The organism is Bradyrhizobium sp. HKCCYLRH3073 (assembly GCF_051167995.1).
Taxonomy (GTDB): Bacteria; Pseudomonadota; Alphaproteobacteria; order Rhizobiales; family Xanthobacteraceae; genus Bradyrhizobium.
The window spans coordinates 18,359-44,539 of record NZ_JBNPUD010000010.1; the positions used below are offsets into that span (position 1 = coordinate 18,359).

Sequence of the window (26,181 nt, forward strand, 5' to 3'; positions counted from 1 at the left end):
CCCTCACGAATCCGACTTTGAGGTTGGCCCCGTGATGAAGGATGCCTTGGACGGCCGCAGCAGGCCGGGCCGCGCCAGCCCGCTCCCCTGCAATGGCGTCCAGTCCAGCGGCGCCAGCACGGTCGGCGAAGAATCGTCGGCCATCCGCGTGACCTGATCGCCCGGCAGGCAGACGCCGCCGGCAACGAAGCTCGGCTCGGCGCCGAACACGGCGCCGCGGCCGGCGAACTTGTCATAGGCGAGCGGCAGCGTGTTGCGCACGCCGGCCATGCCCATGCCGCCCTGCGCGTCGATCGCCATCATCTCGCTCATGCACATCTTGCCGGGCTCGACGCACATGTTGAGGATGGCGCGGAACAGGTCGCTGTCAACCGAGGCATAGTGGCGAACCGGTTCATTGGCGCTCGGACGCTCGAGCGCAAGATAATCCTGCTTGTTGAGCTCCTGCCCACTCGCCTTGGCCTTGTCGACCCATCCGGCGAAGTCCGCATCCGACAGGCCACGGAAAGCGAAGCGCATGCCGGAGAAGCCGGAGCCGCTGTAGTTGGCCGAGAAGCCGCGATAGATGCCGGGCTTGTTGATGACGGCGTGCAGCCGGCTCTGCATGCCCGGCATCGCATAGATCTGGCCGGCGAGTGCCGGAATATAGAACGAGTTCATTACCGAGGACGAGGTGATCCTGAAATCGAGCGGCCGGTTCACGGGAGCTGCGAGCTCGTTGAGGCTGGCGATGCCGTATTCGGGATAGATGAACAGCCACTTCCAATCGAGCGCGACGACGTTGACCTCGAGCGGCTTGTCCTGCGGCGTCACCGCGCGCTCGGCGGAGATGCGTCCGAGCGTGCGATAGGGATCGAGCAGATGCGTACCCATCCACGTCACCGCGCCCAGGCAGATGATGATCAGCAGCGGCGCCGCCCAGATCAGAAGCTCGAGCTGGGTGGAGTGATCCCAATCCGGCGTGTAGGTCGCCGCCTGGTTCGACTGGCGGTAGCGCCAAGCCACGATGGCCGTGGCCGCCATCACCGGGATCACGATCAGCAGCATCAGTACGGTGGCGATGATCACGAGATCGCGCTGCTGGGCGGCGACGTCGCCGGAGGGCGCGAGCACGACCAGATTGCAGCCTCCGAGCGCAAGCCCCAGCGGCAGCATGCCTAAGAATTTCCAGTAACGCACGCTCAACCTCGTCGCACGGCGGATCTCTGAACGAGGCCTCACCTAGCGATCGGACGACACGGCCGACATTGGACAATTTGTCCAATACCGGAGCGGCGCCGAGGACGACAATTACGTGGCGACAATAGAGTACGAGAGGACTGCAGGCAGCGCGATGACACAGGCAGCGGCGACCGCCGACGGCGAAACCCATCTGTCCCGCTCGCATGAGGCGCATCCGGGCGAGATCGCGATCGGCGTGATCGTCGGGCGCACGTCGGAGTTCTTCGACTTTTTCGTCTACGCCATCGCCTCGGTGATCGTGTTTCCGCGCCTCGTGTTTCCGTTCGCCGACGAGCTGACGCAGACGCTGTATTCGTTCGCGCTGTTCGCGCTCGCCTTCATCGCCCGCCCGTTCGGCAGCGTGATCTTCATGGCGATCGACCGCCGCTACGGCAAGAGCGCCAAGCTGATCACCGCATTGTTCCTGCTGGGCACCTCGACGGTCGCGATCGCCTTCCTGCCGAGCTATCACACCGTCGGTGCGGCCGCGATCTGGCTGCTGGCGCTGGCGCGGATCGGCCAGGGCCTCGCCTGGGGCGGCGCCTGGGACGGGTTGGCGTCGCTGCTTGCCATGAATGCGCCGGAGCACCAGCGCGGCTGGTATGCGATGATCCCGCAGCTCGGCGCGCCGCTCGGGCTGATCGTCGCCAGCGTGCTGTTCGCGTTCTTCGTCGGCTATCTCTCCGCGGCCGACTTCTTCGACTGGGGCTGGCGCTACCCGTTCTTCGTGGCGTTCGCCATCAACGTCGTGGCGCTGTTCGCGCGGCTGCGCATGGTGGTGACGCCTGAATATGACGAGCTGTTCCAGTCGCGCGAATTGCAGCCGGCGCGCGTCATGACCACGATCCGGCACGAGGGCCGCAACATCGTGATCGGCGCGTTCGCGCCGCTGGCGAGCTTCGCGCTGTTCCACATGGTGACGGTGTTTCCGCTGTCCTGGGTGTTCCTGTTCACCAAGGAAACGCCGGCGCGCTTCCTCGTCATCGAGGCGGTCGGCGCGGTGTTCGGCGTCGTCGCCATTGTCGCGTCCGGCATGCTGGCCGACCGCATCGGCCGCAAGTCGCTCCTGATCGGCTCGGCGATCGCGATCGCGGTGTTCTCGGGCTTCGCGCCGCAACTGCTCGACGCCGGCCCGATCGGCGAGACCATCTACATGGTGCTCGGCTTCATCCTGCTCGGCCTGTCGTTCGGCCAGTCCTCCGGCGCGATCGCCGCCAATTTCGCGCGCACCTATCGCTATACGGCATCGGCGCTCACAGCGGACCTCGCCTGGCTGTTCGGCGCCGGCTTCGCCCCGCTGGCGGCATTGGTGCTGGCCGCCAATCTCGGCCTGCTGTCGGCCGGCGGCTATCTGCTGTCCGGCGCCGTCTGCACCCTGCTCGCGCTGTGGCTCAGCGCGCCGCGGCAGCTGCAGCAGGTGTGAGGCCTCACACGCCGCGCCACTTGCGCTCCGCCTCGTCCCACGCTGCCAGCGGCTGCAGATCCGGCACCCATGCGAGCCCGGTCTTGGCATCCGACGACACCGCTTCCGGCGTCACCACCACATCGAGCAGCGCCGGGCGATTCGCGAGCGCGCGCTGGATGGCGGGGCCGAGCTGCTCCGCGGTCTCGACGCGCTCGGCATGCATGCCGAAGGCGCGCGCCATCGCGGCGTGATCGGCGAATTGCAGCCTGGTGCCGACCACCTTGCCATGGGTCACGGTCTGGTCGTGCACCTCGATCTGCCAGGCGCCGTTGTTGGCGACGACGATCAGCACCGGCGCCTTGTGGCGCACGGCCGTGTCGACCTCGATCGCGTTGAAGCCGAAGGCGCCGTCGCCGGTCGCGACCACCACGGGCTTGTCGGGAAAGGCAAGGCTCGCGGCGATGCCATAGGGCACGCCGATGCCGATGCAGCCGAACGGGCCGGGATCGAGCATCAGCGGCGCGCTCAGGCCGACGCGGGCGAACGAGAGAAAATCGCCGCCGTCGGTGATGACCACGGCATCATTGCCGATCGCCTCCTGCAGGGCCGACAGCACGCGGTTCGGATGCAACCGTCCGTCGCTGCCGGCCGGCGCTGTCGCCATGCTCTGGCGCAGCTTGGCCGCGCGCTCCTGATGCGCGGAGCGGAGCTTGCCAGCCCATTGCTTGTCGACAGCCGACTCGCGATTGCCCGCGAGCGCAACCATTGCCCGGAGAGTTTCCGCAGGTGATGCGAGGATTTCGGCTGCGCCGCGGCGATTGTCGCGCAGCTCGCTCGCGGTGTCGCTGATGCGGACGAATTTGGCGTCCTTGAACACGGCCGGCGAGCCGTAGGCGAGCTGGAAGTCGAGCCGGCGGCCGACCGTCAGCACCACGTCGGCATCGCCCATGACGGCGCCGCGCATCGCGCCGACCACCGAGGGGTGATCGTCGGGCACGAGCCCCCTGCTCTCGCCGGTGTCGAGATAGACGGCGCCGAGCCGGTCGAGCAGCGCGATCAGCTCAGGGCCGGCGCCGCGCGCGCCGCGGCCGGAGATGACGAGCACGCGCCGCGCCGACCACAACAGCTCGACCGCCTTCTCGACCTCGGCCTGGTCGGGCCGCGGCGCCGCCCGCGGCTTCGGCGCGAGATGCTCCTCCAGTTGCAGCGCCTTGGGCACGATGCCGCGCAAGGTGTCGACCGGGAAATCGATGAACGCAGGTCCTGGCTCGCCGTCGTCGCCGAACGCGCGCGCGATCGCCTCGTCGAGCTCCTGCAGCACCAGCGACGGCTCGCGCACGGTGCGCGCGTAGCGCGTGATCGAACGCACGAGCTGGGTGTGGTCCATGTCCTGCAGGCCGCCGCGGTTCTCCTGCGGACGCGGGTTGCCGCCCGAGATCACCAGCACCGGCGCGCGCGAGACGTGGGCGTTGGCGATGCCGGTGATCGCGTTGGTCATGCCGGGCCCAGCCGTGACGAGGGCGACGCCGAGCTCACCAGTCAGCTCCGCATGCGCCTGCGCCATATGCACGGCCGCGCGCTCGTCGCGCACGTCGATGATGCGGATGCCTTCCGCATCGAGCCGCATCCAGATCGGCATGATGTGGCCGCCGCACAGCGCGAACACGCGGGCAACGCCGCGGCGCTTGAGCAGGCGGGCGATCAGGTCGGCGGCACTGTCGGGGGAGATCTTCATCGGACCACTCCAGCGAATGAAGTTGCGATCAGCCCGGCGCGAGCCAGGCCACGAGCAGCGAGACGGTGAGGACGGCGAAGATGTGCGAGACGAGGATCGAGCCCGACGTGACACCCGCCTCGAGCCCATACAGTTTGGCGATCGTGAACGGCCCCGAGCCGATCGGCAACGCGCTGAGGATGACGGCCGAATGCGACCAGAGAGGCGGCATCGAAAAGACGTGGAAGGCGAGCAGCGCGGTCACCGCGGGCTGCATCAGCAGCTTCAGCGACACCAGGATCGCGATTGATGTCGCATCGTGCGTGACGACGCGCTCCTGCGCCAGGAACAGGCCGATGCAGACCAGAGCGGCCGGCGAGGCCGCGCCGCCGAGCAGGCTGGTGAAGCTCATGAACGGCGCCGGCAATGCGAAGCCGCTGAGGCCGACCGCGAGTCCGGCGACGGGCGCGATGAACAACGGACTTGTCAGCAGCGAACGCGCCACCTTGGCGATCGTTCCGCCCAAGGTGGCGCCCTTCTGCAGATCCATCTCGACGACGACGATCGCGAACAGGAACAGCACGCAGGCCGTGAACAGGGTCGCGATGATCGAGGCCGGCGCACTGTCCGGGCCGAACACCAGGAGGCACATCGGAATGCCCATGAAGCCAACATTGCTGTAACCGGCATCGAGCCCCTCGATGCTGGCATTGGCGGCGCGGCGGCCGCGCAGGCGGCTGATCACGAAGCCGGTCGTGAAGGTCGCGGCGATGCCGCCGCAGAACGCGCCGATGAAGCCGAACTGGCTGACCTGCTCGACGCCGATCTTGGACATCGCGGTGAAGATCAGCGCTGGCAGCGCGAGATACACCGCGAAGCGATTGAGATTGTCGGTCGCGGTGCGGTCGAACACATTGAACCAGCCGCACAGGAACCCCGTGAGGATCAACGCGAAGATGGGAAGAGCGGAATTGAGAACAGCCTGCATCGCAGCTACATATCAGACGCGCCGCGCATTGCAGCGACCAACTCACGAAAATCTCTTCTTCAGCTCGCGATGCAGGATCTTGCCGGTGGCGTTGCGCGGCATCTCGGCGTCGGTGATGAAAGCATAGGACCGCGGCCGCCTGAAACCGGCCAGACGCTCCTTGGCCCAATCGACCAGCTCGTGCTCGTTCACTGTCATGCCGTCGCGCGGCACGATCACGGCATGGACCCGCTCGCCCCATTTGTCGTCGGGCAGGCCGATCACGGCGATGTCCTTGACGGCCGGATGGGCTCCGACCTGCGCTTCGACCTCGGAGGGATAGATGTTCTCGCCGCCGGAGATGATCATGTTGCTCTTGCGGTCGGCGAGATGGATATAGCCGTCGGCATCGCGGCGGGCCATGTCGCCGACCGAGCAATAGTCGCCGCGGAACGCCTCCGCGGTCTTCTCCGGCAGGCGCCAGTAGCAGTCGAACGTGTGCGCGTTGCTCGAATAGAGCTCACCCGCCTCGCCGTCCGGCACCTCGTGGCCTGCCTCGTCGAGGATGCGGATCGGCGCGGCGCCGACGCATTCGCGCCCGACCGAACCCAGCTTGGTGAACTGCTCGTGCGGATGCAGCATGGTGACCCAGCCGGTCTCGGTCGCGCCGTAGAGCTCGTAGAGGCCGGACTTCGGAAACATCTCCATCACTTCGCGCTTGGTCTCCGGGCGCGCCGGCGCCGAGGAGATCATCAGCTTGGTGACCGCGCTGAAATCGTGCTCCGCGCGCAACCCTCGCGGCAGATCGAGCATCATGATGTAGTGCGTGGGGACCAGCGAGGTGAAGGTGGAGCCGCCATCGGCGAGCGTCGTCACCGCGTGCTCGGGATCGAAGCTCTTGCGCGAATAGATCGAATTGACGCCGCCGATATAGCCGAACGCGCCGAAGAAGTTCAGCGAATTGGCATGGCACATCGGCATCACCAGCAGCGCGCCGTCGTTGCGGCTCAGCTTCAGCTCGATCTCGGTGACCATCGACAGGAGGACGGCGCTGCGATGGCTGCGCAGCACGCCCTTCGGCTTGCCGGTGGTGCCCGAGGTGTACATCAGGGTCCACGGATCGGACAGCGCGACCTGCTGATCCGGCTCGCGGTCCGCAGCCGCGGCGATGATGTCCTCGTAGCCGCGATAGCCTGCCGGACGCGGCTTGGTGCCAAAGTGGACGAAGCGGTCGTCGGCGATGCCGAGATCCTTGCGCGCCTCCTCGACCAGGCCCACGAGTTCGTCCTGCACGATGACGGCGGCCGCTTCGGCATTCTGCACGATGAACTGCATCTCGGGCGCGGTGAGGCGGAAATTGATCGGCAGCGCCACCAGCCCGGCTTTGGCCGTGGCCGCATAGATCTCGCACCATTCGACACAATTGTAGGCAAGGATCGCAACGCGATCGCCCTTGGCAAGGCCGAGCCCGAGCAGCGCGTTGGCGAGCCGGCACGCGCGCTCGTTCCACAGCGCAAAGCTCATCGCACGTTCGAGATCGCGGGCACCGGTGCGCTGCGGCGACATGCGCGCATGGGCCGACAGCATCTGCCCGAAATTCAAGAGATCCCTCATCGTCGTTTCCTCCCGGCGGCCGGGTTCACGACGCCGACTGGCGCGCGCCTCCAGCGGAGCGCGATGAAGATCGGCGACGGACTAGTTGATATCCCTCGTGATCCGCACCAGCGTCTGATCGACGAAGCTCTTGATGTCCTGGTCCGGCTTGCGGAACAGCTCGCGCTCGACCGTCAGCGTCCGGCCGGGCACCGTCTTCTTGCAGACCTCGCGGAGGAACACGCCCCCGACCGGCTGCTCGCCTGCGGTCGGCTGCTGCTCCTTGCACTCCCAGCCCTCGGCGCCATAGCGCGACTTCACCTGGTTGCCGAGCAGGAAGGCCTTCTTGCGAATATAGAGCCGCGCCTTCGGATCGGTCTCGATCGTCAGGCCGGTGACGGTGCCCTTGTCGTCGACCAGGACCGTCAGCAGCACGGGATGACCGGCCACCTTGGTGCCGTCCTGGCTGGTCTCCGGATCGAAATCGAAGCGCACCGCGTGCCGCGCCTGCGCGTCCGCTGGACAGTCGCGCCACGCCGACCACGCATTGAGCTTGCGATTCGGATCCTTGGCGCAAGTCAGATTGACATAGCCCTCATTGGGCAGGTCGCCGACGGGCATGCCGACGGTGATGTCGCGCAAATCGTAGTTCGGTACGGCCTGCGCCGAGGCCGCATGCATCACAAACGACAGCACGAACGTGGCGAAGATCGCAGCGCAGGTTGACCGCTTCATTTCGATGGCTCGCTTGCAGGCTTGGCGGCATTCGTCTTGTAGATATCGCAGACCCGCGACGTGTTCCCGAAGAACGCGGTACACTCGTCGTAGTTCGGCTCGCCGCGGCCCTTGATGTGCGCGAGCACGTAATCCGCGACCGCCTGGATATCGTTGGGCCGCAGGAACACGCCGCCCTCGGGCGGCATGCGCTCGCCGACATCCTGGCGGCTCATGTCGTAGCACTTCGCCGTGTCATAGGAGTCGCGCGCAAAGTACGGCATGCCCGTCCCGGGCCGGCCGCAGGTCACGGTCTCGATGATCTGGTCACGGGTGAGCTGCGTCTTGCGCAGCGACAGCGCGTCGCCGCCATAGCCGCCACCGCCATTGCCATGCCATTTGTGGCAGCCGACGCAGTTCGCGCGCTTGAACACGGCCTTACCGGCCTCGGTCGGATCCGTCGGCGCCGCGGACTGCGCCGACGCGAGCGAAGCAGAACCGAGGACGAGAGCCGACGCCACAGCGAGCGTGATCGCACTGAATTTCATCTGATCTTCTTGTCGAACAGGGGATAGGGGCAGAGCGGAGGACATGCCTCCGCTCCGCTGTCGACGTCACAGCGAGAAGACGTAGAGCATCGAGCCGGGCTGGATCTTCTTCAGCTCGGGCGTGGATTCGATGAACCACTTGTCCCAGGCGCCGCCGAGACCAACCAGGATCGCGACGTATTGCTTGCCGTCGACCGAGAACGTCACGGGAGGCGCATTGACGCCGCCGCCGGTGTTGAACTCCCACAGCTTCTGCAGGGTCTTGGCATCGAGCGCCATCACCTCGCCCGAGGGCTGGCCGGTGAAGACGAGATCAGGCGTCGACAGCATGCCGCCGAGATTCGGGAACGGCGTCTCCATCTTGCCGGCGATCTTGCCAGTGGTGACGTCGATCGCGGTCACGCTGCCCGTGATCTTGAATGGCTGGCTCGGTCCGCCGCCGGTCCAGAACTCACGCGGCTTCAGCTTGTCCTTGGTCGCTTCTTCCACGGTGATCCGGTTGCAGCTCTCGATGACAGGGATGTACCAGAGCTTCAGGTCCGGATTGTACGAGGTCGGCGGCCAGTTCTTGCCGCCCATGTTGCCCGGGCAGATGTCCGCGACCTTGTTCTCACGATGCGGCGACACCGACGCATTGTAGCGCTGCACCGGGTTCTTCGGATCATACTCGATCGGCTTGCCGGTCTCGGCATCGAGCCCCTTGGTCCAGGTGACCTTCTTGACGAAGGGCAGACCCCAAATGAACTTGCCGCTGGTGCGGTCGATCGCATAGGCAAAGCCGTTGCGGTCGGCCTCGAGCGCGAGCTTCAGGGTGGAGCCGTTCGGCGCGGGCACATCGACCAGGACGTTCTCGGCGACGCTGTCATAGTCGAAGGGATCGTTCGGCGTGTGCTGATAGTGCCACTTGATCTTGCCGGTGTTCGCGTCGAGCGCCAGCGAGCTGTCGGTGTAGAGGTTGTCGCCGGGACGATAGGCGTTGTCCCAGTCCGGGCCGGGATTGCCGACGCCCCAGATGATGGTGTCGGTCGCCGGATCATAGGTGCCCGTGACCCAGGTCGAACCGCCGCCGGCCGCCGCCGCGTCGTTGCTGTCCTTCCAGGTCTCGCTGCCGGGCTCGCCCTTGGCCGGAATGGTGTGGGTGCGCCAGACCTCCTTCTGCGTGGTGAGGTCGGTCGCCGCGATCCATCCGCGGATGCCGTATTCGGCGCCGGCGACGCCCGAGATCGCCATGTTCTTCACGATCAGCGGCGCGCCGGTGATCACCTCGCCCTTGTCGGGATCGGCGACCTGACGCTGCCAGGCAACCTGCCCGGTTTCCTTGTTGGTCGCGATCAGGCGGCCGTCGAGCGTGTGCGACACGACGAGGTTGCCCCACAGCGCGACACCGCGATTGTCGACGCCGCAACAGGCGATCGCGCCGGCCCAGTCGTGATCCGTCTTCGGATCCATCTTCCAGACCATCTGGCCTTTGCCACCGCGCGCATCGATCTTGTACACCGAGCCCCAGCCGTCGGTGACATAGATCATGCCGTTCTCGACGATCGGCGTGCCTTCGAGACCGCCGTGGCTCCAGATGCCGCCGCCCTCGACGCCGCCGAGATGCATGGTCCAGGCGACCTTCAGGTTCTTGACGTTGTCCTTGTTGATCTCCTTCAGCGCCGAGAACCGCGTGCCCGAGTAGTTCTTATGATGGTGGAGCCAGTTGCCGGCCTCCTTGTCGGCGTTGAGCAGCCGCTCGGGGGTCATCTCGTCGGCGGCCTGCGCCGGCGACGCAAGCTGGAAACAGGCGAAGGCTGCGCTGGCCAGCAGCACCGCCCGCAAGGTTGACCTGACGTTTTTCCTCATCGTTTCCTTCTCCCATTATTGATTATGAGTTGGAGCGAATACCGCTCCGCCGAGCCCGAAGGCGGAGAGCAGCAGGCGACAAACACGCTTCAAGGGGACTTGCGAACCTCGACCTCCGTTTCGATGGATCCTGCTTTCTGGAACACGATCGTGCAGGTGAAGCGCCTGCCTGGCTCGAGCGGCTCCCGCGTCTGCAGCAGCATGACGTGATAGGCGGTCGGCAGCAGCACCAGCGTGCTGCCTGCAGCGATGGGAATGTTGGGAATGGAGCGCATCGCCGGAGCGCCTTCGCCGCGATCGACGGTGTGCCGCTCAGAGAAATTGGCGACCGGACAGCGCACGCGCATCAAGGCTTCCGGCGCGGTCGTGTCGTTCTTGATCGTGATCAGCAGCGGGATGTCGCGCCCCACCTCGGGCGCCGCCGGCACCCAGGCGTCGGACAAGGTCAACCCTTCTCCGGCCGCGGCGAGCGCAGGCGTCATCGCGCCGAACGACGTAACCGACGCCACCAGCAATGCGCGCGACACCGCCGACATCACACCGGCGCGCACGCTGCCCTCCGGGCGCACGGACCAGACCTGACCGCACTCCCGACTGGTCGGATCTTCCGACAACGGAGTCCCTCCCCTGTTTGGCCGCTTTTTAACTTGCCTTAGTGCGGCGCCTTTTCTGAATTCGTACTCTGAATTCGAATGCATCGCAAATCGATTTTCGGACTTGACATGCTAATGTCCGGCAAAATGTGATGGCCCATGCGAATCGTGCCCGCCACTCCCTCTCTGGTCGACCAGGTCGTCGAGGCGATCACTGACGAGATCGTCAGTGGCGTTCTCACGCCGGGCTCGCGGCTGATCCAAGATGATCTGGCTCAGGCTTACGGGGTGTCGCGCCAGCCGGTTCAGCAGGCGCTGATCCTGTTGCGCGGCTGCGGGCTGGTGCAGAGCGCGCCGGGCCGCGGCCTGATCGTGGCGCCGCTGGACCCCGCCTTCGTCCGGGATCTCTATGAGATGCGCGCCGTTCTCGAAGGCCTCGCGGCGCGGCTGGCCGCCGAGCGCGCGAGCGAGCGTGCCGCGCGCGAAGGCCCGGCCTACATCGCGGCCGGCCACGAGGCGGTGAAGAGCGGGCTCGTCAACCGCAAGATCGAGACCGACATCGCCTTCCATCAATTCCTCGGCGACCTCTCCGGCAACGCGCTGATCGGCGAGACGATGGCGCCGCATTGGCCATGCCTGAAGCGGGTGATGTCCGACGTGCTGCAGAAGGAGCAGAGCATGTCCCGGATGGTCTGGGACGAGCACGAGGACATTCTTGCAGCCGTGATCGAGGGCCGCAGCACCGAGGCCGAACGGCTGAGCCGCGAGCACATTTCGCGCGCGGCCAGTGTGTTCATCCATCACCTCAAAATCCAGCAGGACAGCAACTCCAAGCAGCGGCGGACGCTCGCCGCGCGGAAACTCTCGGTATGACCCCATTCAGACCGACCTCGTCCGCCATGCGAGCGCCGGGCTCCGGGACGGCAGTCTCACACGCGCGACCGGACATCACACCTGATCCCGTGGAGGCCGTGTGCCACCGCTGAAGACACAGCCGAGCCTGACCGAACGCGTCTACGAGCGCATTCTCTCCGACATCGTCGGCGGCGAGCTGCCGGAATCCGCCCGCCTCATCCAGGACGATCTCGCCCGCGACCTCGGCGTCTCGCGCCAGCCGGTGCAGCAGGCCCTGCTGCTGCTGCGCAATCAGGGGTTCGTCCGCGACGCGCCGGGCCGCGGCCTGGAAGTCGCGCCGATCGACACGGACTTCATCCGCAACCTCTATGAAATACGCGCCGTCGCCGAGGGCCTCGCCTGCCGGCTCGCGGCGACGCGCGGCGCCGAGCGCGCGGCCGAGGAGGGCCCCAAGCTGATCGAGCAGGGCCGGCGCGCCGAGCGCGAGCATTCGGTCGAGAAGCTGATCGAGGCCGACGTCAGGTTTCATGAATTCCTCTACGAGATCTCCGGCAACTCCGTCATCCAGGACACCACCCTGCCGCATTGGCTGCATCTGAGGCGCCTGATGGGCGAGGTGCTGATGCGCGACGAGACCCCGCGGCGGATCTGGGACCAGCACGAGGACATCCTGCGGGCGGTGATCGCAGGCGATGCGCAGACAGCCGAGGATCTTGCCCGGCAGCACATCACGCGGACCGCCACGGTGCTGCTGGCGCGGCTGTCGAAGCAGCGCGAGCCCGTGCCGGTCGCGACGGCGTCCTGATCACGTCGGACTTGGCCTTTGCCGGCGACGTCCGGCAACCCCGCGTCAGGAATCCCGGCATCGCCTCGGACGTTCAAGGAAGATGAGGACGCTCAGCATCCCATGTCGGCGTCGGCGGCAGCCCCTGCGCGCATCGTCAAGCCGCCGGCAAGGTGAAAGAGAACGTGGCGCCGCCCTGCGGCTCGTTGCTGGCCAGCAGTTCGCCGCCGTGCTCGCGAACGATGCCGTAGCTGATCCACAGCCCGAGCCCCGTCCCCTCCCCAACGCGCTTGGTCGTGAAGAACGGCTCGAAGATGTGGGTCAGATGATCCTTGTCGATGCCGGGGCCGTTGTCGGTGATGCGAAAGGCGATCTCGCTGCCCTGGCGCATCACCGCGACCAGAAGGCGCGGCAGGTCGGTCGATCGCATCGCGTCGATCGCGTTCTCCACGAGGTTGACGATCACCTGATGCAGCTGGCCTTCGTTGCCGGAGATCCACAGATCCGGCTCGACCTCGATCTGGATGTCGACACGATGCTGCTTGGTGCGCCCCGCCCACAGCACGGCGGTATTGATCAGTCGCTCGATGTTGACGCGCTCGACCTCGCCGAGCTTCGAGAACGACAGGCGGCGCAGGTTCTTGACGATCTCGCTGATGCGCACCGCGCCTTCCAGCGTGCCATCGATCAGCGGGCCAAAATCCTCCAGGATGGCATCGATCCTGAGATCTTTGCGAAGCGCAGCGACATCATCCGCGACCGGCTGCTCGTGGATGGCATCGAGATAGCCGACCAGCGAGGTGCGGTAGCGCATCAGGGTGTGGATGTTGCCGTAGACGAAGCTGATCGGATTGTTCAGCTCGTGGGCCACGCCGGCGACGAGGCGGCCGAGGCTCGCCATCTTCTCCTGCTCGACCAATTGCCGCTGCGCCCGCTGCAGCTCCTGATGCGCCTTGTGCAGGGCCTCATAGGCGCGGCGCAGCTCGCCGATCGGGCGTCCCGTCAGCACCACGCCGATGAAGCGGCCGCGATGGTCATGCCGCGGCGAGCTGTTGATCGCGAACAGATCGGAGCTGACTCCGGCGGCCGCGGCAAAGCGCAATTCACCGTCGACCACATCGGCGCTGCTGCGCGGCGTCAGCAGCGCGGCGAGCTTGGGCCGATGATCGGGATCGATCATCTCGGCGATGTTGCGACCTGCGATGTCGGCCAAAGCCCGTCCCGATGTCTGCAGAAAGGCGGAGTTGGCCTGCTGTACGGTGCCCCTGGCGTCACAGACGACCAGGATGTCGGAGACGGACTCGATGACGTTGGTGACGAACGCCTGGGCTTCCTCGAGCTCGGCGTTCTTGTGCTCGAGATCGACCTCGTAGCGCAGCAGGTCGGAATAGACCTCGTCCATCTTGCGGATCACTTCGATCCACACGCCTTCGCGCTCGCTGTCGAGTTCGAGCGTGCTGCTGCTCGCGATCAGCTTGAGCAGCGTGTCAGCCCCGGACTCAGGAGAGTGAGTGGCCTTTGCCATGCTTCTTCAGATCGTATCTCGACAGTTTGTTCCGGAGCCCCACCCGGGACAGGCCGAGCTCGCTGGCGACGCGGCTGATGTTACCATCATATTTCTCCAGACAGTGAACGATGATGGTCTTTTCGAGATCCTCGACCTTGTCCTTCAGGCTCCCGGAACCATTGAGCTTGCCATTGGCGATCGCGGGCGCGGCGCGGCGGCCGCCGCGCCGGCCGGCAAACGGCGGACAGCGCAGTTCGTCGGCATCGGCCAGCACGGCCATGCGCTGGATCTCGTTCTGCAACTCGCGAACGTTGCCGGGCCAGTGATAGCGGGAGAATTCCTCCAGCGCCGCCGGTGCGAACCGCAGATGCGGCCGGTTGAACGATGTCTTCACCGCCGATAGCACGCCCTCGGCGATCAGCGGAATGTCCATCGGCCGTTCGCGCAAGGACGGCATGTGCACCGGAAACGCGGCGAGCCGGTAGTACAGGTCGCGCCGGAAGCGGCCCGCCTCGACTTCGGCCTCGAGATCCCGGTTGGTCGCGGCGACCACGCGCACATCGACCTGGCGCACGCGCTGCGCGCCGAGCGGCCGGATCTCGCTCTCCTGCAGCACGCGCAGCAGCTTGACCTGAAAGGCGGGGGATGTCTCGCCGATCTCGTCGAGAAAGATGGTGCCGCCGTCGGCGACCTCGAACAGGCCGATGCGGTCCTGATAGGCGCCGGTGAACGCGCCCTTCTTGCAGCCGAACAGCTCGCTTTCGAGCAGCTCATCCGGCAGCGCGCCGCAATTCTCGACCACGAAGGCCTTGGTGGCGCGCGCAGAGCCATAATGAATCGCACGTGCGAGCAGCTCCTTGCCGGTGCCGGATTCGCCGGTGATCAAGACCGAGATGTCGTAGTCGGCAGCGCGCCGGCCGAGCTCGATCACGTTGCGCATCGGGCTCGCGGCCGAATGCACGATGCGGTCGAAATCATAGAGCTGTTTGGCGGCGCCGCGCTTGACCGACACGACCTTCTTGATATGGGCTGGCGTGGCCTTCACGTCGACGCCGGCGGTCTCCGTCTCCTTCTGCAGCCGGTAGAGCTGCACGGCCTCGCGGACGATCTCGATCAGGCGGTCCGGCTGCCAGGGCTTCGTGATGTACTGATAGATGCCGGCCTCGTTGAGGCCGGCGATGATGTCCTCGGAATCCGAATAGCCCGAGATGATCATCCTGACAGGGTCGGGCCACATCTCGCGCACGCGCTTCAGGAAGCTGACGCCGGATTCCTGCGGCATGCGCTGGTCGCAGATCACCGCATGCACGATCTCGCCTTCGAGCAGCTTCTCGGCATCGTTGGTGTTGCCCGCACACAAGACCTCGAAATCCTGGTTGAGGACGCGCCGCAGCGCCTCCTGTGACCGGACCTCGTCGTCCACGACCAGTATCGTTCCCTGGATGCCCATCGCGCGTCTCAGCAGATCCGCGGCAGCTGCTCGCCCGACAGCCAGTCGACGATGCGGCCGCCGCCGAAGCTCGTCGCCATCTGGACGAAGCGATGATCATCGGCCACAGCTTCGCCGATCTCAGCCGCATCGCGGCCGAGCGGATGCGCCCTCATGGCGGCGAGAACGGCGCCGGCCAGCTCAGGCGCGACGATCGCGACCAGCTTGCCCTCATTGGCGACGTGGAGTGGATCGAGCCCGAGCAGCTCGCAGGCGGCCGCGACCGCCGGCTTCACCGGAATCGCTTCCTCCTGCAGACGGAAGCCCAGATTCGACTGCTGGGCGATCTCGTTCATCGTGGCCGCAACCCCGCCGCGCGTGGGATCGCGCATCAGCCGGATGCCGGCGCCGCCGGCTGCGACCATGTCGGCGACGAGACCGTGCAGCGAGGCCGAGTCGGAGACGATCTCGGTGTCGAAGGTGAGGTTCTGCCGCCGCGACATGATCGCCACGCCGTGGTCGCCGAGGCTGCCGGACAGCAGCACGCGGTCACCGGGCCTGGCCTTGTCGGCAGAGAGATCGAGGCCTTGCGGCAGCACGCCGACACCGGCCGTCGAAATGAACACGCCATCCGCCTTGCCGCGCTCGACCACCTTGGTATCGCCGGTGATGATCGCGATGCCGGCCTCGCGCGCCGCCTCGCCCATCGCATCGGCGATCCGCTTCAGGTCGGAAAACGGAAACCCCTCCTCGATGATGAAGCTGGCCGACAGATACAGCGGCCTGGCGCCGGCCATGGCGATGTCGTTGACCGTGCCGTGCACCGCGAGCGAGCCGATATTGCCGCCGGGGAAGAACAGCGGCGAGACGACATAGCCGTCGGTCGTCATCACCATGCGGCCGGCCGCGACGTCGAACGCCGACTGGTCGTTGCCGCGCGCCAGCCATTCGTTGCCGAACGCCTCGTGGAACAGGCCGGCAATCAGTTGCGCCATCGCGCGGCCGCCGGCGCCGTGCGAGAGGTCGACGCAACCGCTCTTGATGTCGAGCCGGCGCTGGTGAATGCTCATGACGCGAGCCTCCGCTGATGGTCGCGGAAGCGGCCATAGGTCCAATGCGCCGCGCAGGCGCCTTCCGACGACACCATGCAGGAGCCGATCGGCGTCTCCGGCGTGCAGGCGGTGCCGAACAGCTTGCAGTCCACCGGCTTCTTCAGGCCGCGCAGAATGGCCGGACACTCGCAGGCCGGATTGTCGGCGACGATCAGCTCGGACATCGCGAAGCGCAGCTCGGCGTCGAGATGCGCAAAGGCGGGCCGCAATTTCAATGCGCTCGCCGGAATGCTGCCGAGCCCGCGCCATTCGAACTGATCGCGCAACTCGAAGATCTCGGCGACCTCGCGGATGGCGCGCTGGTTGCCGCTGCCGGTCACCGCGCGGCGATACTGGTTCTCGACCTCGTGACGGCCGTCATTGACCTGCTCGATCAGCATCAGGACCGCCTGCATCATGTCGAGCGGCTCGAAGCCCGCGATCACGACCGGCTTGCCGTCATCGCGCGCGAACGGCGCGTAGGGCTCGGTACCGATCACGGTCGAGACATGCGCCGGTCCGACGAAGCCGTCGATCTCGATCGGCGTGTCGCTGTCGAGGATCGCGCGCATCGCCGGCGGGGTCAGCACGTGGTTGCAGAACACCGTGAAGTTCGACAATTGCTTCTTCTCGGCGGCCCGGATCATCACGGCGGTCGGCGGCGTCGTCGTCTCGAAGCCGATGGCGAAGAACACCACCTCGCGACCAGGATTCTGCTCGGCCAGCGCGATCGCATCCAGCGTCGAGTATATCATGCGGATGTCGGCGCCGCGCGCTTTCGCCTTGAGCAGCGAGGACCCGCGCGAGCCCGGCACGCGCATCAGGTCGCCATAGACGCAGAGGATGACCTCGGGGCGTTCGGCGAGCGCGATCGCCATGTCGATGCGCCCGGCCGGCAGCACGCAGACCGGACATCCCGGGCCGTGGATCATGCGCACATTGTCCGGCAACATGTCCTCGAGGCCGTAGCGCGCGATCGCATGGGTGTGGCCGCCGCAGAACTCCATGAAGCGATAGGCGCGCGCCGGATCGGCCTTGGCGCGGATGGCGCGCGCAAGCCCGGTCGCCAGTTCCTTGTCGCGAAACTCGTCGGCATATTTCATGGTCTGACCTCCGCCACAACCTCGCCCATCTGCCGGAGCAGGTCGAGCGTCTCGCGCGCCTCCTCCGGATCGATCCTGGCCAGCGCATGGCCGACATGAAGAATGACGTAGTCGCCGACGGCGATCTCCTCGATCAGCGCGATCGAGACCTCCTTGCTGACGCCGTCGATCGAGACGATCGCCATGTCGTCAGGCAAGAGCTTGATCACCTCGGCAGGAATGGCCAGGCACATCAGACGGTCCCTCCAGACACCATATTGTTTTGCGTGAGATGCAGACCCGCCACCCAGGCCTGCCCGAGGCTGAGGCCGCCATCATTGGGCGGCAGCCGGCGCGGCAGCAGCGGGTCGAGGCCTGCGGAACGGCAGCCGCGCACGATCTGTTCGGCCAGATGCGCATTGAGGAAGCAGCCGCCGCTCAGCACGATCGTGCCGATGCCGGTCGCGCGCGACGCGCTCGTGATCCAGTCGACGCAGGCTTCGGCCAACGTGCCGTGAAACAGCCCCGCCGCTTCGACGGCGCCGGGATCACCCGCGATCAGATGCGCGAGCAGCGGCCGCAGCGACAGCACGCCATCGGCAATGGTCCAGCCGCGCTCCAGCGTCGCCGGTTCCCGCACCAGCGCCTCCAGCTTCATCGCCGCCTCGCCTTCGTAGCTCTGCACCGTGTTGACACCGAGCAGGCCGGCCACGGCATCGAACAACCGGCCGGCACTGCTGGTAACCGCGGCATCGGCACGATCCAGCAGCATCGGCATGTTTCGCGCCTGCGGCTGGGTCGCAAAACGCCACCCGATTTCGTCACCGCGACCAATATCGTGCAGCACGGAAGCCGCCATCCGCCACGGCTCCCGTGCGGCCCGGTCGCCGCCCGGCATCTTCAATAGAGCGAGATGGCCGAGGCGCTGGAAGCCCGCTCCGTCGCACGACAGCAACTCACCGCCCCAGGCGCCGCCATCGCTGCCATAGCCATAGCCATCCAGCACCAGCGCGAGGGCGGGGCTGGTCACGCCATGCTCGGCCATGACCGAGGCCGCATGCGCATGGTGATGCTGCACCGGCAGCGTCGGCAGACCGTGTGCCAGCGCGAACCGCGTCGACGCCATGTCCGGGTGCAGGTCATGCGCGATCGCGACCGGCTCGACGTCCAGGATGGAGGTGAGATGCGCGATCGTCTCCTCGAAGAAGCGGATCGCAGGCCCGGTGTCGAGATCGCCGAGATGCTGCGACACGAATGCCTCGTCGCCGCGCGTCACCGTCACCGTCGCCTTCAGCTGAGCGCCGACCGCGAGCACCGGCGGCATGGCGCGCGCGAGCCGGATCGGCTCCGGAACATAGCCGCGCGCGCGCCTGACGAAGCGGGGAACGCCGGCCACGACAGCAAGCACGGAATCGTCGGCGCGGATGACGATGTCGCGATCGTGGGTGACGATCAGATCCGCAATGTCGGCGAGGTCCGCGCGCGCCTCGTCATTGTCGGTCAGCAGCGGCTCGCCACTTGGATTGGCGCTGGTGCAGACCACCGCCCATGGTCCATCAGCGGCCGGCCGGCGCGCCTCCAGCGCATGGAAGATCAGATGATGCAGCGGTGCGAGCGGCAGCAACACTCCGATCTTCGAAAGGCCCGGTGCGACCGAGGACGCGACACGTTGGCGCGAGCGCAGCAGCACGATCGGTCGCGCCACCTGCTCCAGCAGCGCGCGCGCAGGCGCATCAATCTCGGCAATCTCGGTTGCAGCGTCGACCGTAGCGAGCATCACGGCGAACGGCTTGCCATCGCGCTGCTTGCGCGCGCGCAGCCGCTGGACGGCCTGCTCATCCCGGGCGTCGCACAGCAGCTGATAGCCACCGAGACCCTTGATGGCCACGATCCTGCCATTCGCGAGCACGGCTGCGATATCATCGATGCCATGGCTGAGCTGCGGACCGCAGCGCGGACAAGAGATCGCTTCGGCATGAAAGCGGCGCCCGGCGGGATCTTCGTAGTCGGACCGGCACGCCTCGCACATCGGAAAGCGCTTCATCGAAGTGGACGCGCGATCGTAAGGCAGGCGCTCGGCGATGGTGAAGCGCGGGCCGCAATGGGTGCAGTTGACGAAGGGATAGAGATGGAAGCGGCTATTGCGATCGAACAGCTCGGCCAGGCACGCGTCACAGGTGGCGGCGTCGGGCACGATCCGCGTCGTGACGCGCCCGCCCGTGCTCTGGGCGATCCGGAAGCCCGTGCTGCAATCGGCCACGATCGGCTCGACGGCGATGTCGTCGATGCGGGCCAGCGGCGGCGCCTGCCGCGGCAGCGCCGCGACGAAGTCAGCGACCTCGTCGCCCTCGACCTCGATCAGCACGCCATCAGCGTCATTGGCGACGAAGCCGCCGAGCCGATGGCGCGTGGCCAGGCCGTGGACATAGGGACGAAAGCCGACGCCCTGCACGGCGCCGCGGACGCGGAGCCTGAGGCGCGCATGGTTCGCCGCCGATGTCCGGCCGGGCGTGCTCATCCCCGCACCGCGTTCGCTGCGCTCGCCCGCATCCGCTCAGACTGCTTCCTGATCCAGGCGTAGAACGCAGAAAGGCCCTCGCCTGTCTTCGCGGAGATCGTCAGCACCTCGATCTTCGGATTGACGCGGCGGGCATATTCGATCGTCTGCGCAAGATCGAAATCGAGCACCGGCGCCAGATCGATCTTGTTGATCAGCATCAGCGATGATGCCGCGAACATGTCGGGATATTTGAGCGGCTTGTCTTCGCCCTCGGTGGTCGAGAACACGACGATCTTGCAAGCTTCGCCGAGATCGAAGGCGGCCGGACAGACCAAGTTGCCGACATTCTCGATGAACAGCAGCCCGCCGCGCGATGACGGCAGCCGGCCAAAGGCTTCGCCGACCATGGCCGCGTCGAGATGACAGCCCTTGCCGGTGTTGATCTGGATCGCCGGCACGCCGGTGGCGCGGATGCGCTCGGCATCGTTGGACGTCTGCTGGTCGCCCTCGATCACCGCGACGGGCCGGCTCTGCTTGAGATCAGAGACGGCGCGGACCAGCAGCGATGTCTTGCCGGCGCCTGGGCTGGAGACGAAATTGAATGCCAGCACGTCATGCGCGGCGAAGCGCGCGCGGTTTTCTGCCGCGAGCCGGTTGTTCTTGCCGAGAATGTCGCGTTCGATCTGGATGATGCGCCCGCTGGAGAGACCGGCAACCTCCTGTCCGGCCGGATTGGCCGAACAGTCGACGTGGTCGGCAGCATGATCATGATGATGATCATGCGCGCGACCGTGATCATGATGGTGATCATCGTGATGGTGACCATGCTCGTGATCATGATGGCCGTAATGGTGATGATGTCCGGACTGATCATGGCTGTGATCATGTCCATGAGCATGATGATGCTCGCCGTGATCGTGATCATGATCACCCGTCTCGATGGAGGACTTGCCGTCACTGCAGCCACACACCGTGCACATTACTCGACCTCCAGCTCCTTGACCCGCATGTCCTCACCGCCCGTGACCTGCAGCTGATGACTGCCGCAGACCGGACAAGGCTGATAGCGTTGGCTGATCTCGACGCTGCGCGAGCAGCCCAGGCACCATGCCGTGCCCGGCTGTTCGATGATCTCGAGCGCTGCCCCCTGCAACAGGGTCTTCGCGGTCACCGCCTCGAAACAGAATCGCAGCGCCTCCGGCGCGACATGGCTGAGCGCACCGATCTCCAACCATACGGTCTTCACCGTGGAGAAGGCGCCCTTGCGTGCCTCCTGCTCGACGATCTCGACGATGCCTTCGCACAGCGCCATTTCATGCATCGGCCATCCCCCGGAACGCCAGGTGATAGCCGACGCAGGGATCGAACGATCCGACCATCGTATGGACGGCGTGGCGATCGACGGTGCCGCGCAGCGCAACTCCCGTGAGGCTCCTCACGACAGGACCGCGCGGGTGAAAGTTCCATTCCGTCGGCGCCAGATACTCGAAACGCGAGACCGTGCCGTGCGCATCCAGCTCGATCGCGTGATGCAGCCGGCCGCGCGCGCATTCGACCGCGGCGGCGCCGCGCCGCGGGCCAAGCCCGTAGCTTGCGACGGCATGCGGGTCGGCCGCGGCGGCCTCCGCCTCACCCGCCTCGATCAAGCGGAGCAGCTCGGCAATCTCAGCGATCTTGGCTGAGAGGCGTTCGACGGGGCCGGCTGATGCCAACTGATGGCGCTCCGCATAGCGGGCCCAGACTCCGGTCTCCGGAACGCGGCCGTCAAGTTCGGGAGCCTCAGCAAAGGCAGATCCCACGTCGATCAATCGCGTGACGATGGCGCCATCATCGGCGGCCGACAGGATGTCGTGCTCGGCCGGCATGTGGCTCCATCCTCCATCATCGGCGGCCTTCCGGGCCGCGTCCATCATCGATGCAAGCGGAGTTCCCGGCAGAACCGGCTCCGCTGGCCAGCCTATGCCCAGAGCCACCATGCCCATCTTGATTTGAGACAAGGTTGCAGCGCGAGATTGCTGCGGGGCATCAGCGTCGGAAGGCGTCTGCAGCGAGGCGATCGCCTGCAACAGCCGTTGCACCGGCTGCGCGACACTGCGATTGTCCGCCATTGAAGCAATCAGCAGACCGCGCATGAGTTCGGCGAACCGTTCCGCCAGCACGGCCTGGATCCGACGATGGCGCGTCGACGGCGCAGCCTGCTCGCCGCGGGCCGCCTCCAGCGCCGAGAGCAGCGCGACCTGGTGTGCACCGGCGCACAGCGAGAACAGCCGCGGCAGGGCCGCAAGCAGCATCTCGGCCGGCTTGCCGGCGAACAGCCGTTCCAGCGGCGGCCGCGTGCGCGGCTGAATGTCGACGCCGACGATCAGCTGATCAGCGACCGACAGCGTGACGTCGATGCGGTTGCGGAACGTGAGGGTCATGCGCGGCCCTCGGAAAGGGTCCCACGCAGGAACGCCCGGCGATCGATCGTGCTCGACGCCTTCGCAGCGCGTTCGGACGACAGGTCATCCTCCGGCGCCGTCATCAGCGCGGCCAGAGCGGCCTCAGCCGCCGCACGCGCCGCGACCATGTCGTCGAACTGGAACATCGGCGAGAACAGCGAGCAGCTCGCGATCCGCCCGATCCCGGCGATATCGCCGATCGTGAACTCGAACGAGCCGGCCGGAAGCACGATCTTGACGACGGATCCCGCGGAGCCCTGGGCGGCCGGAGTGACCACGTTCATGAACCACGGCGTGACGACGATGCCGAGGATGCGGCCCTCGACAACCGAAAATCCAATCGCCTCGACGTCGAGCGCGTCGTGATAGATCGGCAGATCGCGCATCGCACGCGCGCCGATCTCGCGATAGAAGCCGGCGAGACGCTCGCCCCACGCGACCGGCGTGACGTCAGACGTGCCCTGCCCGGCCGCCTCAGCGCTCATGGCTCGACCACCATGAACTTGGCTTTCGGCGCATCGCAGTTCGGGCAATGCCAGTCGTCCGGCAGCGCCGCGAACGGCGTCCCCGGCGGAATCTGCGCGACGCCGTCACCTTCGGCCGGATCGTAGCGCGTCCAGCAGATGCCGCACTCCAGCAACACGTCATCAGCGAGATCGCTGCGGACACCGAAATTCTCGAAGCCGCCGCTCATGTGAAATAGGCCTCGATGATCTGGGTCAGGCGCTCGGCCGAATCCTCGAAATCCTCAGCCGCGGCGAGCGCGACCACCGGCACGCCGCCGACTTCGAGGGTGTCGAGAATGATCGTATCCATGGCGTTGAAGAACTGCACCGACCAGACATGGCGGATGCCGGTCGCGAGCACGCGGCAGGTGCCGTAGCCGCGCGACATCAACTGGATCGGGCCGTTGCCGAGCGTCTGCTGCAGGAAACTCATGTCGGCCGGGCTCATCGGCAGCAGCGTGAAGTTGATGGTCTGCGAGCGCTGGCCCGGTCGCCAGGACAGCGCGCGCTCGCGGATCTCGGCGAGCACCGGCAGCGCGTTCATCGTGCCCTCGGGCACAGGGCCGATCACGATGTCACTTGCGGTCAGATCGGCGGCGGCGCGCGACACGATCTCCGGCACGGCGCCAACCTCGATGTAGTCGTGGCGCTCATCCGCTTCCAGCCGCACCCGCCAGATGCCGGCGAGCACCGATTCCTGGATTTGAGCCAGCGTCCCGTCGGGAAGAGCCACGACGCCCGCGACCTCGCCCTCGCCCAGCACGTCGTCGATCAGCCGCCGCTCGAGATCGTTGAGGCCTTCGAGACGGAATAATTGCGTCGGTGCGCCGGCAGTCTGCGCCGCGATGGCGGATGCAATCGTCGACAGCAATTCGACCGCGCGCGGGCAGCTCCGCGCCAGCGCCTCCGAGTCGAGCGAGGCCAGCTTGGCCAGCGCTCCGGAAGCGGTCAGCCCCTTGTGGGAGGTATCGAGCGCCTCTTCGCCGATCGGAAAGATGTTGACCGGCTCCTCGGCTCCTTCAGGCGCGATCCAGAATCCCGGCTTCATCGCTCGACTCCCGCAGGCTGATGGACTGGGACGATGCTGGCGACGACCGCCGCCGTCGCGCCCTGCGGCCGGTCGATCAGCCGCGAGATGCGGTCGACATAGACAGACCAGTCCTGGATCTTGGCGATCAGGCCAAGCGTCTCCGCGCCGCGGCACAGGATCAGGCTCGGCTGCACGCGCACGCCAAATCGCGCCCCGAGCTCGGCCTCCGCGTCGCGCGCGATGATCGCGCCACGCAGCCGGCCCTGAAACGCCGTGATCAGCTCCGGCAGCACGATGGCCACGTCCAGCGCCTCCGGAAATCGCGCGGGATCCCCGGCCGACAGCAGCACGGCGACAAGCCCGGCGCAATCAGCCTCGGCGAGAAAGGCATCGACGGTGCCGGCATCGACCTCCGGCAACCCGCCTCGCGCGCGCGCGGGATCACGCTGCTGCATTTCCATCGGTGTTTCTCCCTGACCAGTTATCGTTGCCATATTCCCCATGATCAGCAATCGACGTGCCAGACACCCACGCGGGGCCGGTAGCATCCAAGACATTGAAACATATTCGGTTTTTATTGCAACTAAGGATTGCGCAAGAAATCGGAAAGGTGCTTTCCAGACAAAGCCTGCAAACTTACTTCATCTATGGAAATTCTGTTATCAGCAATCCGGCGCTGCCCGAGGGCATCACGCCGCTACCGCAAATGCTCCGGCAGCTCCGGCTCGCGCCCGATCAGATCCGCGAAGAAGTCATCGCAATTCTCGCCGTTCACGGCCGCCTGCAGGCCGCGCAGCGCCTCACCGATCAGCCGCGCTTCTTCGTCATCGAGCAGGCGAACGGCGTTGTCGATATAGACGAGCACCTTGGCCCCCACCGGCGGGTTCGACAGCAACAGCACCGAGACGCGGCGCTCCTCGCCGTCGAAGCTGCACAGTGCCGAGACGCCATCGGTCTCGAGGATTGTCATCGGCAGGCCAAGACACATGGCGGATTTCCTCGCGGCGCGGTCACTCGGCCGGGCGCGCCCGCAGCTCGTAGCTGTGATGGTCGATGTCGTTCGCAAGCAGGCGTTCGTCGCCGGCGAGCGGTTCACGCCGCGGCACGGCGGGTGCGCCCCATTCCGCCAGCAGGGCGCAGGCCAGCTCGATCGACGGCCCGATCTGCGCGAGGACAGGCGCGGTCAGCGGCCCGCCCCAATCCTCGAGGTCGAGCGGCTGGCAGCCGATCAGCGCAAGCCGTTGCGGATAACGGCCGAGCAGGTCGGCCGCGCTCAGCACTTCCTGGAAGCCCGTCTGGTGCAGGCTCATCTTCTTGGCGCCGGTGAAGCGCGGCACCTCGTCGTCCCGGACGAGCTTGAGCTCGCCCGGCACGAGGCCGTAGTCGATGGCGTCGAACACGATCAGACTATCGGCTTCCTCGACATAGTTGACGAGGTAGAGCCCCTGCGTGCCGCCATCGAGGATCGTGACGTTGTCGGGCACGGTGAAGCGGCGGTGGAATTCCTCCACCACCCGCACACCGAAGCCTTCGTCAGCCCAGAGAATGTTGCCGATCCCGAGCACCAGAATGCGGTCGCGCCCGCGCTCATCGACCATGCCGGCCCTCCTGTCAGTCGCGGAACTGCCGCTCGCCCGAGATCATCGAGGAGATGATGCTCTGGCGCGACATGATGTCTTCGCGAATGGCGGCATAGACGTGCACCATCACGAAGGTGACCAGCGCCCACATCCCGAGATGATGCCAGGTATGGACGTCCTGGCTGTTCGGCCAGATCGCGAATACCCAGCCGAACAGCTTGTGCTGCCAGCTGTCGATCCCGGTGCCTTCCGAATAGAGCGCAAAGCCGGTGACGATCATGAAGGTCACGAACAGCGTGAAGCCGGTGAACATCGCCGTCTGCGCCAGCGGATTGTGGCCGACATACATCTTCGGCTCACGCTCCAGGAACGCGTACCAGCGGATCTCGTGCAGCACCTCCTTCCAGAATTGCTTGCGATGCACCGGAATGTAGAAGATCTGCCGGGAGTGGTGGTTGCCGACGAAAGCCCAGAAGATGCGGGCGAGGAAGAACACCGCCAGCACCTGTCCGGCCGCGAAATGGGCAAAGCGGATGTAGCCCATCACGAAATTCGCCGACGCCTCCCCCGACACCGTCGGCAGCGGTGATCCGATCAGATAGCCGGTGATCATCAGAACGATGATCGCGAACGCGTTGACCCAGTGGCAGATGCGCACGGGCGCTTCGTAGACATAGACCGTGGGCCGGCCGACCGCATGCTCGCCGGCGGCGTCGGCTGCGATCGCGGCGATGTCCGTCCCCGACTCGGGCGGGCGTGCAACTGCATCCATCATG

The 26,181-nt window shown here is 66.3% G+C and carries 27 protein-coding genes; 3 read left to right on the plus strand and 24 right to left on the minus strand.

The features are described 5' to 3' along the window. Nucleotides 1-3: 3 nt before the first annotated feature. Entirely contained in the window at nt 4-1,179 is a 1,176-nt protein-coding gene (cyoA, locus tag ACQR1X_RS22590; RefSeq protein WP_434899592.1) for a ubiquinol oxidase subunit II, read from the minus strand. Between the two features lie 154 nt (nt 1,180-1,333). On the opposite strand from cyoA, the gene ACQR1X_RS22595 reads away from it, so the two are divergent. Further along, a complete protein-coding gene (locus ACQR1X_RS22595) occupies nt 1,334-2,644 on the plus strand; it encodes an MFS transporter (RefSeq protein WP_434899593.1) in 1,311 nt (436 codons plus the stop codon). A 4-nt stretch (nt 2,645-2,648) separates the two neighbouring features. Here ACQR1X_RS22595 and ACQR1X_RS22600 read toward each other — a convergent pair whose 3' ends face one another. From ACQR1X_RS22600 to ACQR1X_RS22630, 7 genes are all read right to left on the minus strand, one after another. Continuing rightward, nucleotides 2,649-4,361: a thiamine pyrophosphate-binding protein gene (locus ACQR1X_RS22600; protein WP_434889453.1), complete on the minus strand. Its 1,713-nt coding sequence runs from the start codon at nt 4,359-4,361 to the stop codon at nt 2,649-2,651. 28 nt (nt 4,362-4,389) lie between these two features. Continuing rightward, complete coding sequence (locus ACQR1X_RS22605; protein ID WP_434899594.1) at nt 4,390-5,328, minus strand: AEC family transporter; 939 nt, start codon at nt 5,326-5,328, stop codon at nt 4,390-4,392. Between the two features lie 42 nt (nt 5,329-5,370). Then, nucleotides 5,371-6,921: an AMP-binding protein gene (locus ACQR1X_RS22610; RefSeq protein ID WP_434899595.1), complete on the minus strand. Its 1,551-nt coding sequence runs from the start codon at nt 6,919-6,921 to the stop codon at nt 5,371-5,373. A gap of 81 nt (nt 6,922-7,002) precedes the next feature. Next, complete coding sequence (locus ACQR1X_RS22615; RefSeq protein ID WP_316181662.1) at nt 7,003-7,635, minus strand: hypothetical protein; 633 nt, start codon at nt 7,633-7,635, stop codon at nt 7,003-7,005. Then, entirely contained in the window at nt 7,632-8,162 is a 531-nt protein-coding gene (locus ACQR1X_RS22620) for a c-type cytochrome (RefSeq protein ID WP_315802080.1), read from the minus strand. Before ACQR1X_RS22620 ends, ACQR1X_RS22615 begins: the two co-directional genes overlap by 4 nt. Before the next feature lie 66 nt (nt 8,163-8,228). Beyond that, nucleotides 8,229-10,007 carry a PQQ-dependent dehydrogenase, methanol/ethanol family gene (locus ACQR1X_RS22625; protein ID WP_316217758.1) on the minus strand — a complete coding sequence of 593 codons (1,779 nt, stop codon included), beginning with the start codon at nt 10,005-10,007 and terminating at the stop codon, nt 8,229-8,231. Nucleotides 10,008-10,096: 89 nt separating this feature from the next. Then, nucleotides 10,097-10,489 carry a copper chaperone PCu(A)C gene (locus ACQR1X_RS22630; protein WP_434892018.1) on the minus strand — a complete coding sequence of 131 codons (393 nt, stop codon included), beginning with the start codon at nt 10,487-10,489 and terminating at the stop codon, nt 10,097-10,099. Between the two features lie 270 nt (nt 10,490-10,759). Between ACQR1X_RS22630 and ACQR1X_RS22635 the strand changes: the two genes are divergently transcribed. Continuing rightward, entirely contained in the window at nt 10,760-11,473 is a 714-nt protein-coding gene (locus ACQR1X_RS22635; RefSeq protein ID WP_434899596.1) for a GntR family transcriptional regulator, read from the plus strand. A gap of 100 nt (nt 11,474-11,573) precedes the next feature. Continuing rightward, the gene (locus ACQR1X_RS22640) at nt 11,574-12,260 is read left to right on the plus strand and encodes a GntR family transcriptional regulator (RefSeq protein ID WP_315802076.1); all 687 of its coding nucleotides are present in this window, start codon (nt 11,574-11,576) and stop codon (nt 12,258-12,260) included. Between the two features lie 136 nt (nt 12,261-12,396). On the opposite strand, the gene ACQR1X_RS22645 is transcribed toward ACQR1X_RS22640, so the two are convergent. From ACQR1X_RS22645 to cybH, 16 genes are all read right to left on the minus strand, one after another. Further along, nucleotides 12,397-13,764 (minus strand): sensor histidine kinase, encoded by a 1,368-nt coding sequence (locus ACQR1X_RS22645; RefSeq protein ID WP_316181655.1) that lies wholly within the window; start codon nt 13,762-13,764, stop codon nt 12,397-12,399. Beyond that, entirely contained in the window at nt 13,739-15,196 is a 1,458-nt protein-coding gene (locus tag ACQR1X_RS22650) for a sigma-54-dependent transcriptional regulator (protein ID WP_316181654.1), read from the minus strand. The genes ACQR1X_RS22645 and ACQR1X_RS22650 overlap by 26 nt, the downstream gene beginning before the upstream one ends. 8 nt (nt 15,197-15,204) lie before the next feature. Beyond that, complete coding sequence (gene hypE / locus ACQR1X_RS22655; RefSeq protein WP_316181653.1) at nt 15,205-16,245, minus strand: hydrogenase expression/formation protein HypE; 1,041 nt, start codon at nt 16,243-16,245, stop codon at nt 15,205-15,207. Continuing rightward, nucleotides 16,242-17,369: a hydrogenase formation protein HypD gene (gene hypD, locus ACQR1X_RS22660; protein WP_316217763.1), complete on the minus strand. Its 1,128-nt coding sequence runs from the start codon at nt 17,367-17,369 to the stop codon at nt 16,242-16,244. The genes hypE and hypD overlap by 4 nt, the downstream gene beginning before the upstream one ends. Next, nucleotides 17,366-17,602, minus strand: coding sequence for a HypC/HybG/HupF family hydrogenase formation chaperone (locus ACQR1X_RS22665; RefSeq protein ID WP_315802071.1), 237 nt, complete (start codon nt 17,600-17,602; stop codon nt 17,366-17,368). The genes hypD and ACQR1X_RS22665 overlap by 4 nt, the downstream gene beginning before the upstream one ends. Continuing rightward, the gene (gene hypF / locus ACQR1X_RS22670) at nt 17,602-19,866 is read right to left on the minus strand and encodes a carbamoyltransferase HypF (protein ID WP_434899597.1); all 2,265 of its coding nucleotides are present in this window, start codon (nt 19,864-19,866) and stop codon (nt 17,602-17,604) included. The genes ACQR1X_RS22665 and hypF overlap by 1 nt, the downstream gene beginning before the upstream one ends. Then, nucleotides 19,863-20,828 carry a hydrogenase nickel incorporation protein HypB gene (hypB, locus tag ACQR1X_RS22675; RefSeq protein WP_434899598.1) on the minus strand — a complete coding sequence of 322 codons (966 nt, stop codon included), beginning with the start codon at nt 20,826-20,828 and terminating at the stop codon, nt 19,863-19,865. The genes hypF and hypB overlap by 4 nt, the downstream gene beginning before the upstream one ends. Then, nucleotides 20,828-21,169, minus strand: coding sequence for a hydrogenase maturation nickel metallochaperone HypA (gene hypA / locus ACQR1X_RS22680; RefSeq protein ID WP_315802068.1), 342 nt, complete (start codon nt 21,167-21,169; stop codon nt 20,828-20,830). The genes hypB and hypA overlap by 1 nt, the downstream gene beginning before the upstream one ends. Continuing rightward, a complete protein-coding gene (locus ACQR1X_RS22685; RefSeq protein WP_315802067.1) occupies nt 21,162-22,268 on the minus strand; it encodes a nickel-dependent hydrogenase large subunit in 1,107 nt (368 codons plus the stop codon). The genes hypA and ACQR1X_RS22685 overlap by 8 nt, the downstream gene beginning before the upstream one ends. Further along, nucleotides 22,265-22,774, minus strand: coding sequence for a [NiFe]-hydrogenase assembly chaperone HybE (gene hybE / locus ACQR1X_RS22690; RefSeq protein WP_316236918.1), 510 nt, complete (start codon nt 22,772-22,774; stop codon nt 22,265-22,267). Before hybE ends, ACQR1X_RS22685 begins: the two co-directional genes overlap by 4 nt. After that, complete coding sequence (locus ACQR1X_RS22695) at nt 22,771-22,983, minus strand: rubredoxin (protein ID WP_315736715.1); 213 nt, start codon at nt 22,981-22,983, stop codon at nt 22,771-22,773. Before ACQR1X_RS22695 ends, hybE begins: the two co-directional genes overlap by 4 nt. Then, entirely contained in the window at nt 22,980-23,843 is an 864-nt protein-coding gene (locus ACQR1X_RS22700) for a hydrogenase expression/formation C-terminal domain-containing protein (RefSeq protein ID WP_434899599.1), read from the minus strand. Before ACQR1X_RS22700 ends, ACQR1X_RS22695 begins: the two co-directional genes overlap by 4 nt. After that, on the minus strand, nt 23,840-24,286 hold the full coding sequence (locus ACQR1X_RS22705) for a hydrogenase accessory protein (RefSeq protein ID WP_434880347.1): 447 nt from the start codon (nt 24,284-24,286) through the stop codon (nt 23,840-23,842). Before ACQR1X_RS22705 ends, ACQR1X_RS22700 begins: the two co-directional genes overlap by 4 nt. 236 nt (nt 24,287-24,522) lie before the next feature. Beyond that, a complete protein-coding gene (locus ACQR1X_RS22710) occupies nt 24,523-24,813 on the minus strand; it encodes a HypC/HybG/HupF family hydrogenase formation chaperone (RefSeq protein ID WP_315736711.1) in 291 nt (96 codons plus the stop codon). 22 nt (nt 24,814-24,835) lie between these two features. After that, nucleotides 24,836-25,423, minus strand: coding sequence for a HyaD/HybD family hydrogenase maturation endopeptidase (locus ACQR1X_RS22715; protein ID WP_315802063.1), 588 nt, complete (start codon nt 25,421-25,423; stop codon nt 24,836-24,838). Between the two features lie 13 nt (nt 25,424-25,436). Beyond that, on the minus strand, nt 25,437-26,180 hold the full coding sequence (gene cybH, locus ACQR1X_RS22720) for a Ni/Fe-hydrogenase, b-type cytochrome subunit (RefSeq protein WP_315802062.1): 744 nt from the start codon (nt 26,178-26,180) through the stop codon (nt 25,437-25,439). Nucleotide 26,181 lies beyond the last annotated feature (1 nt).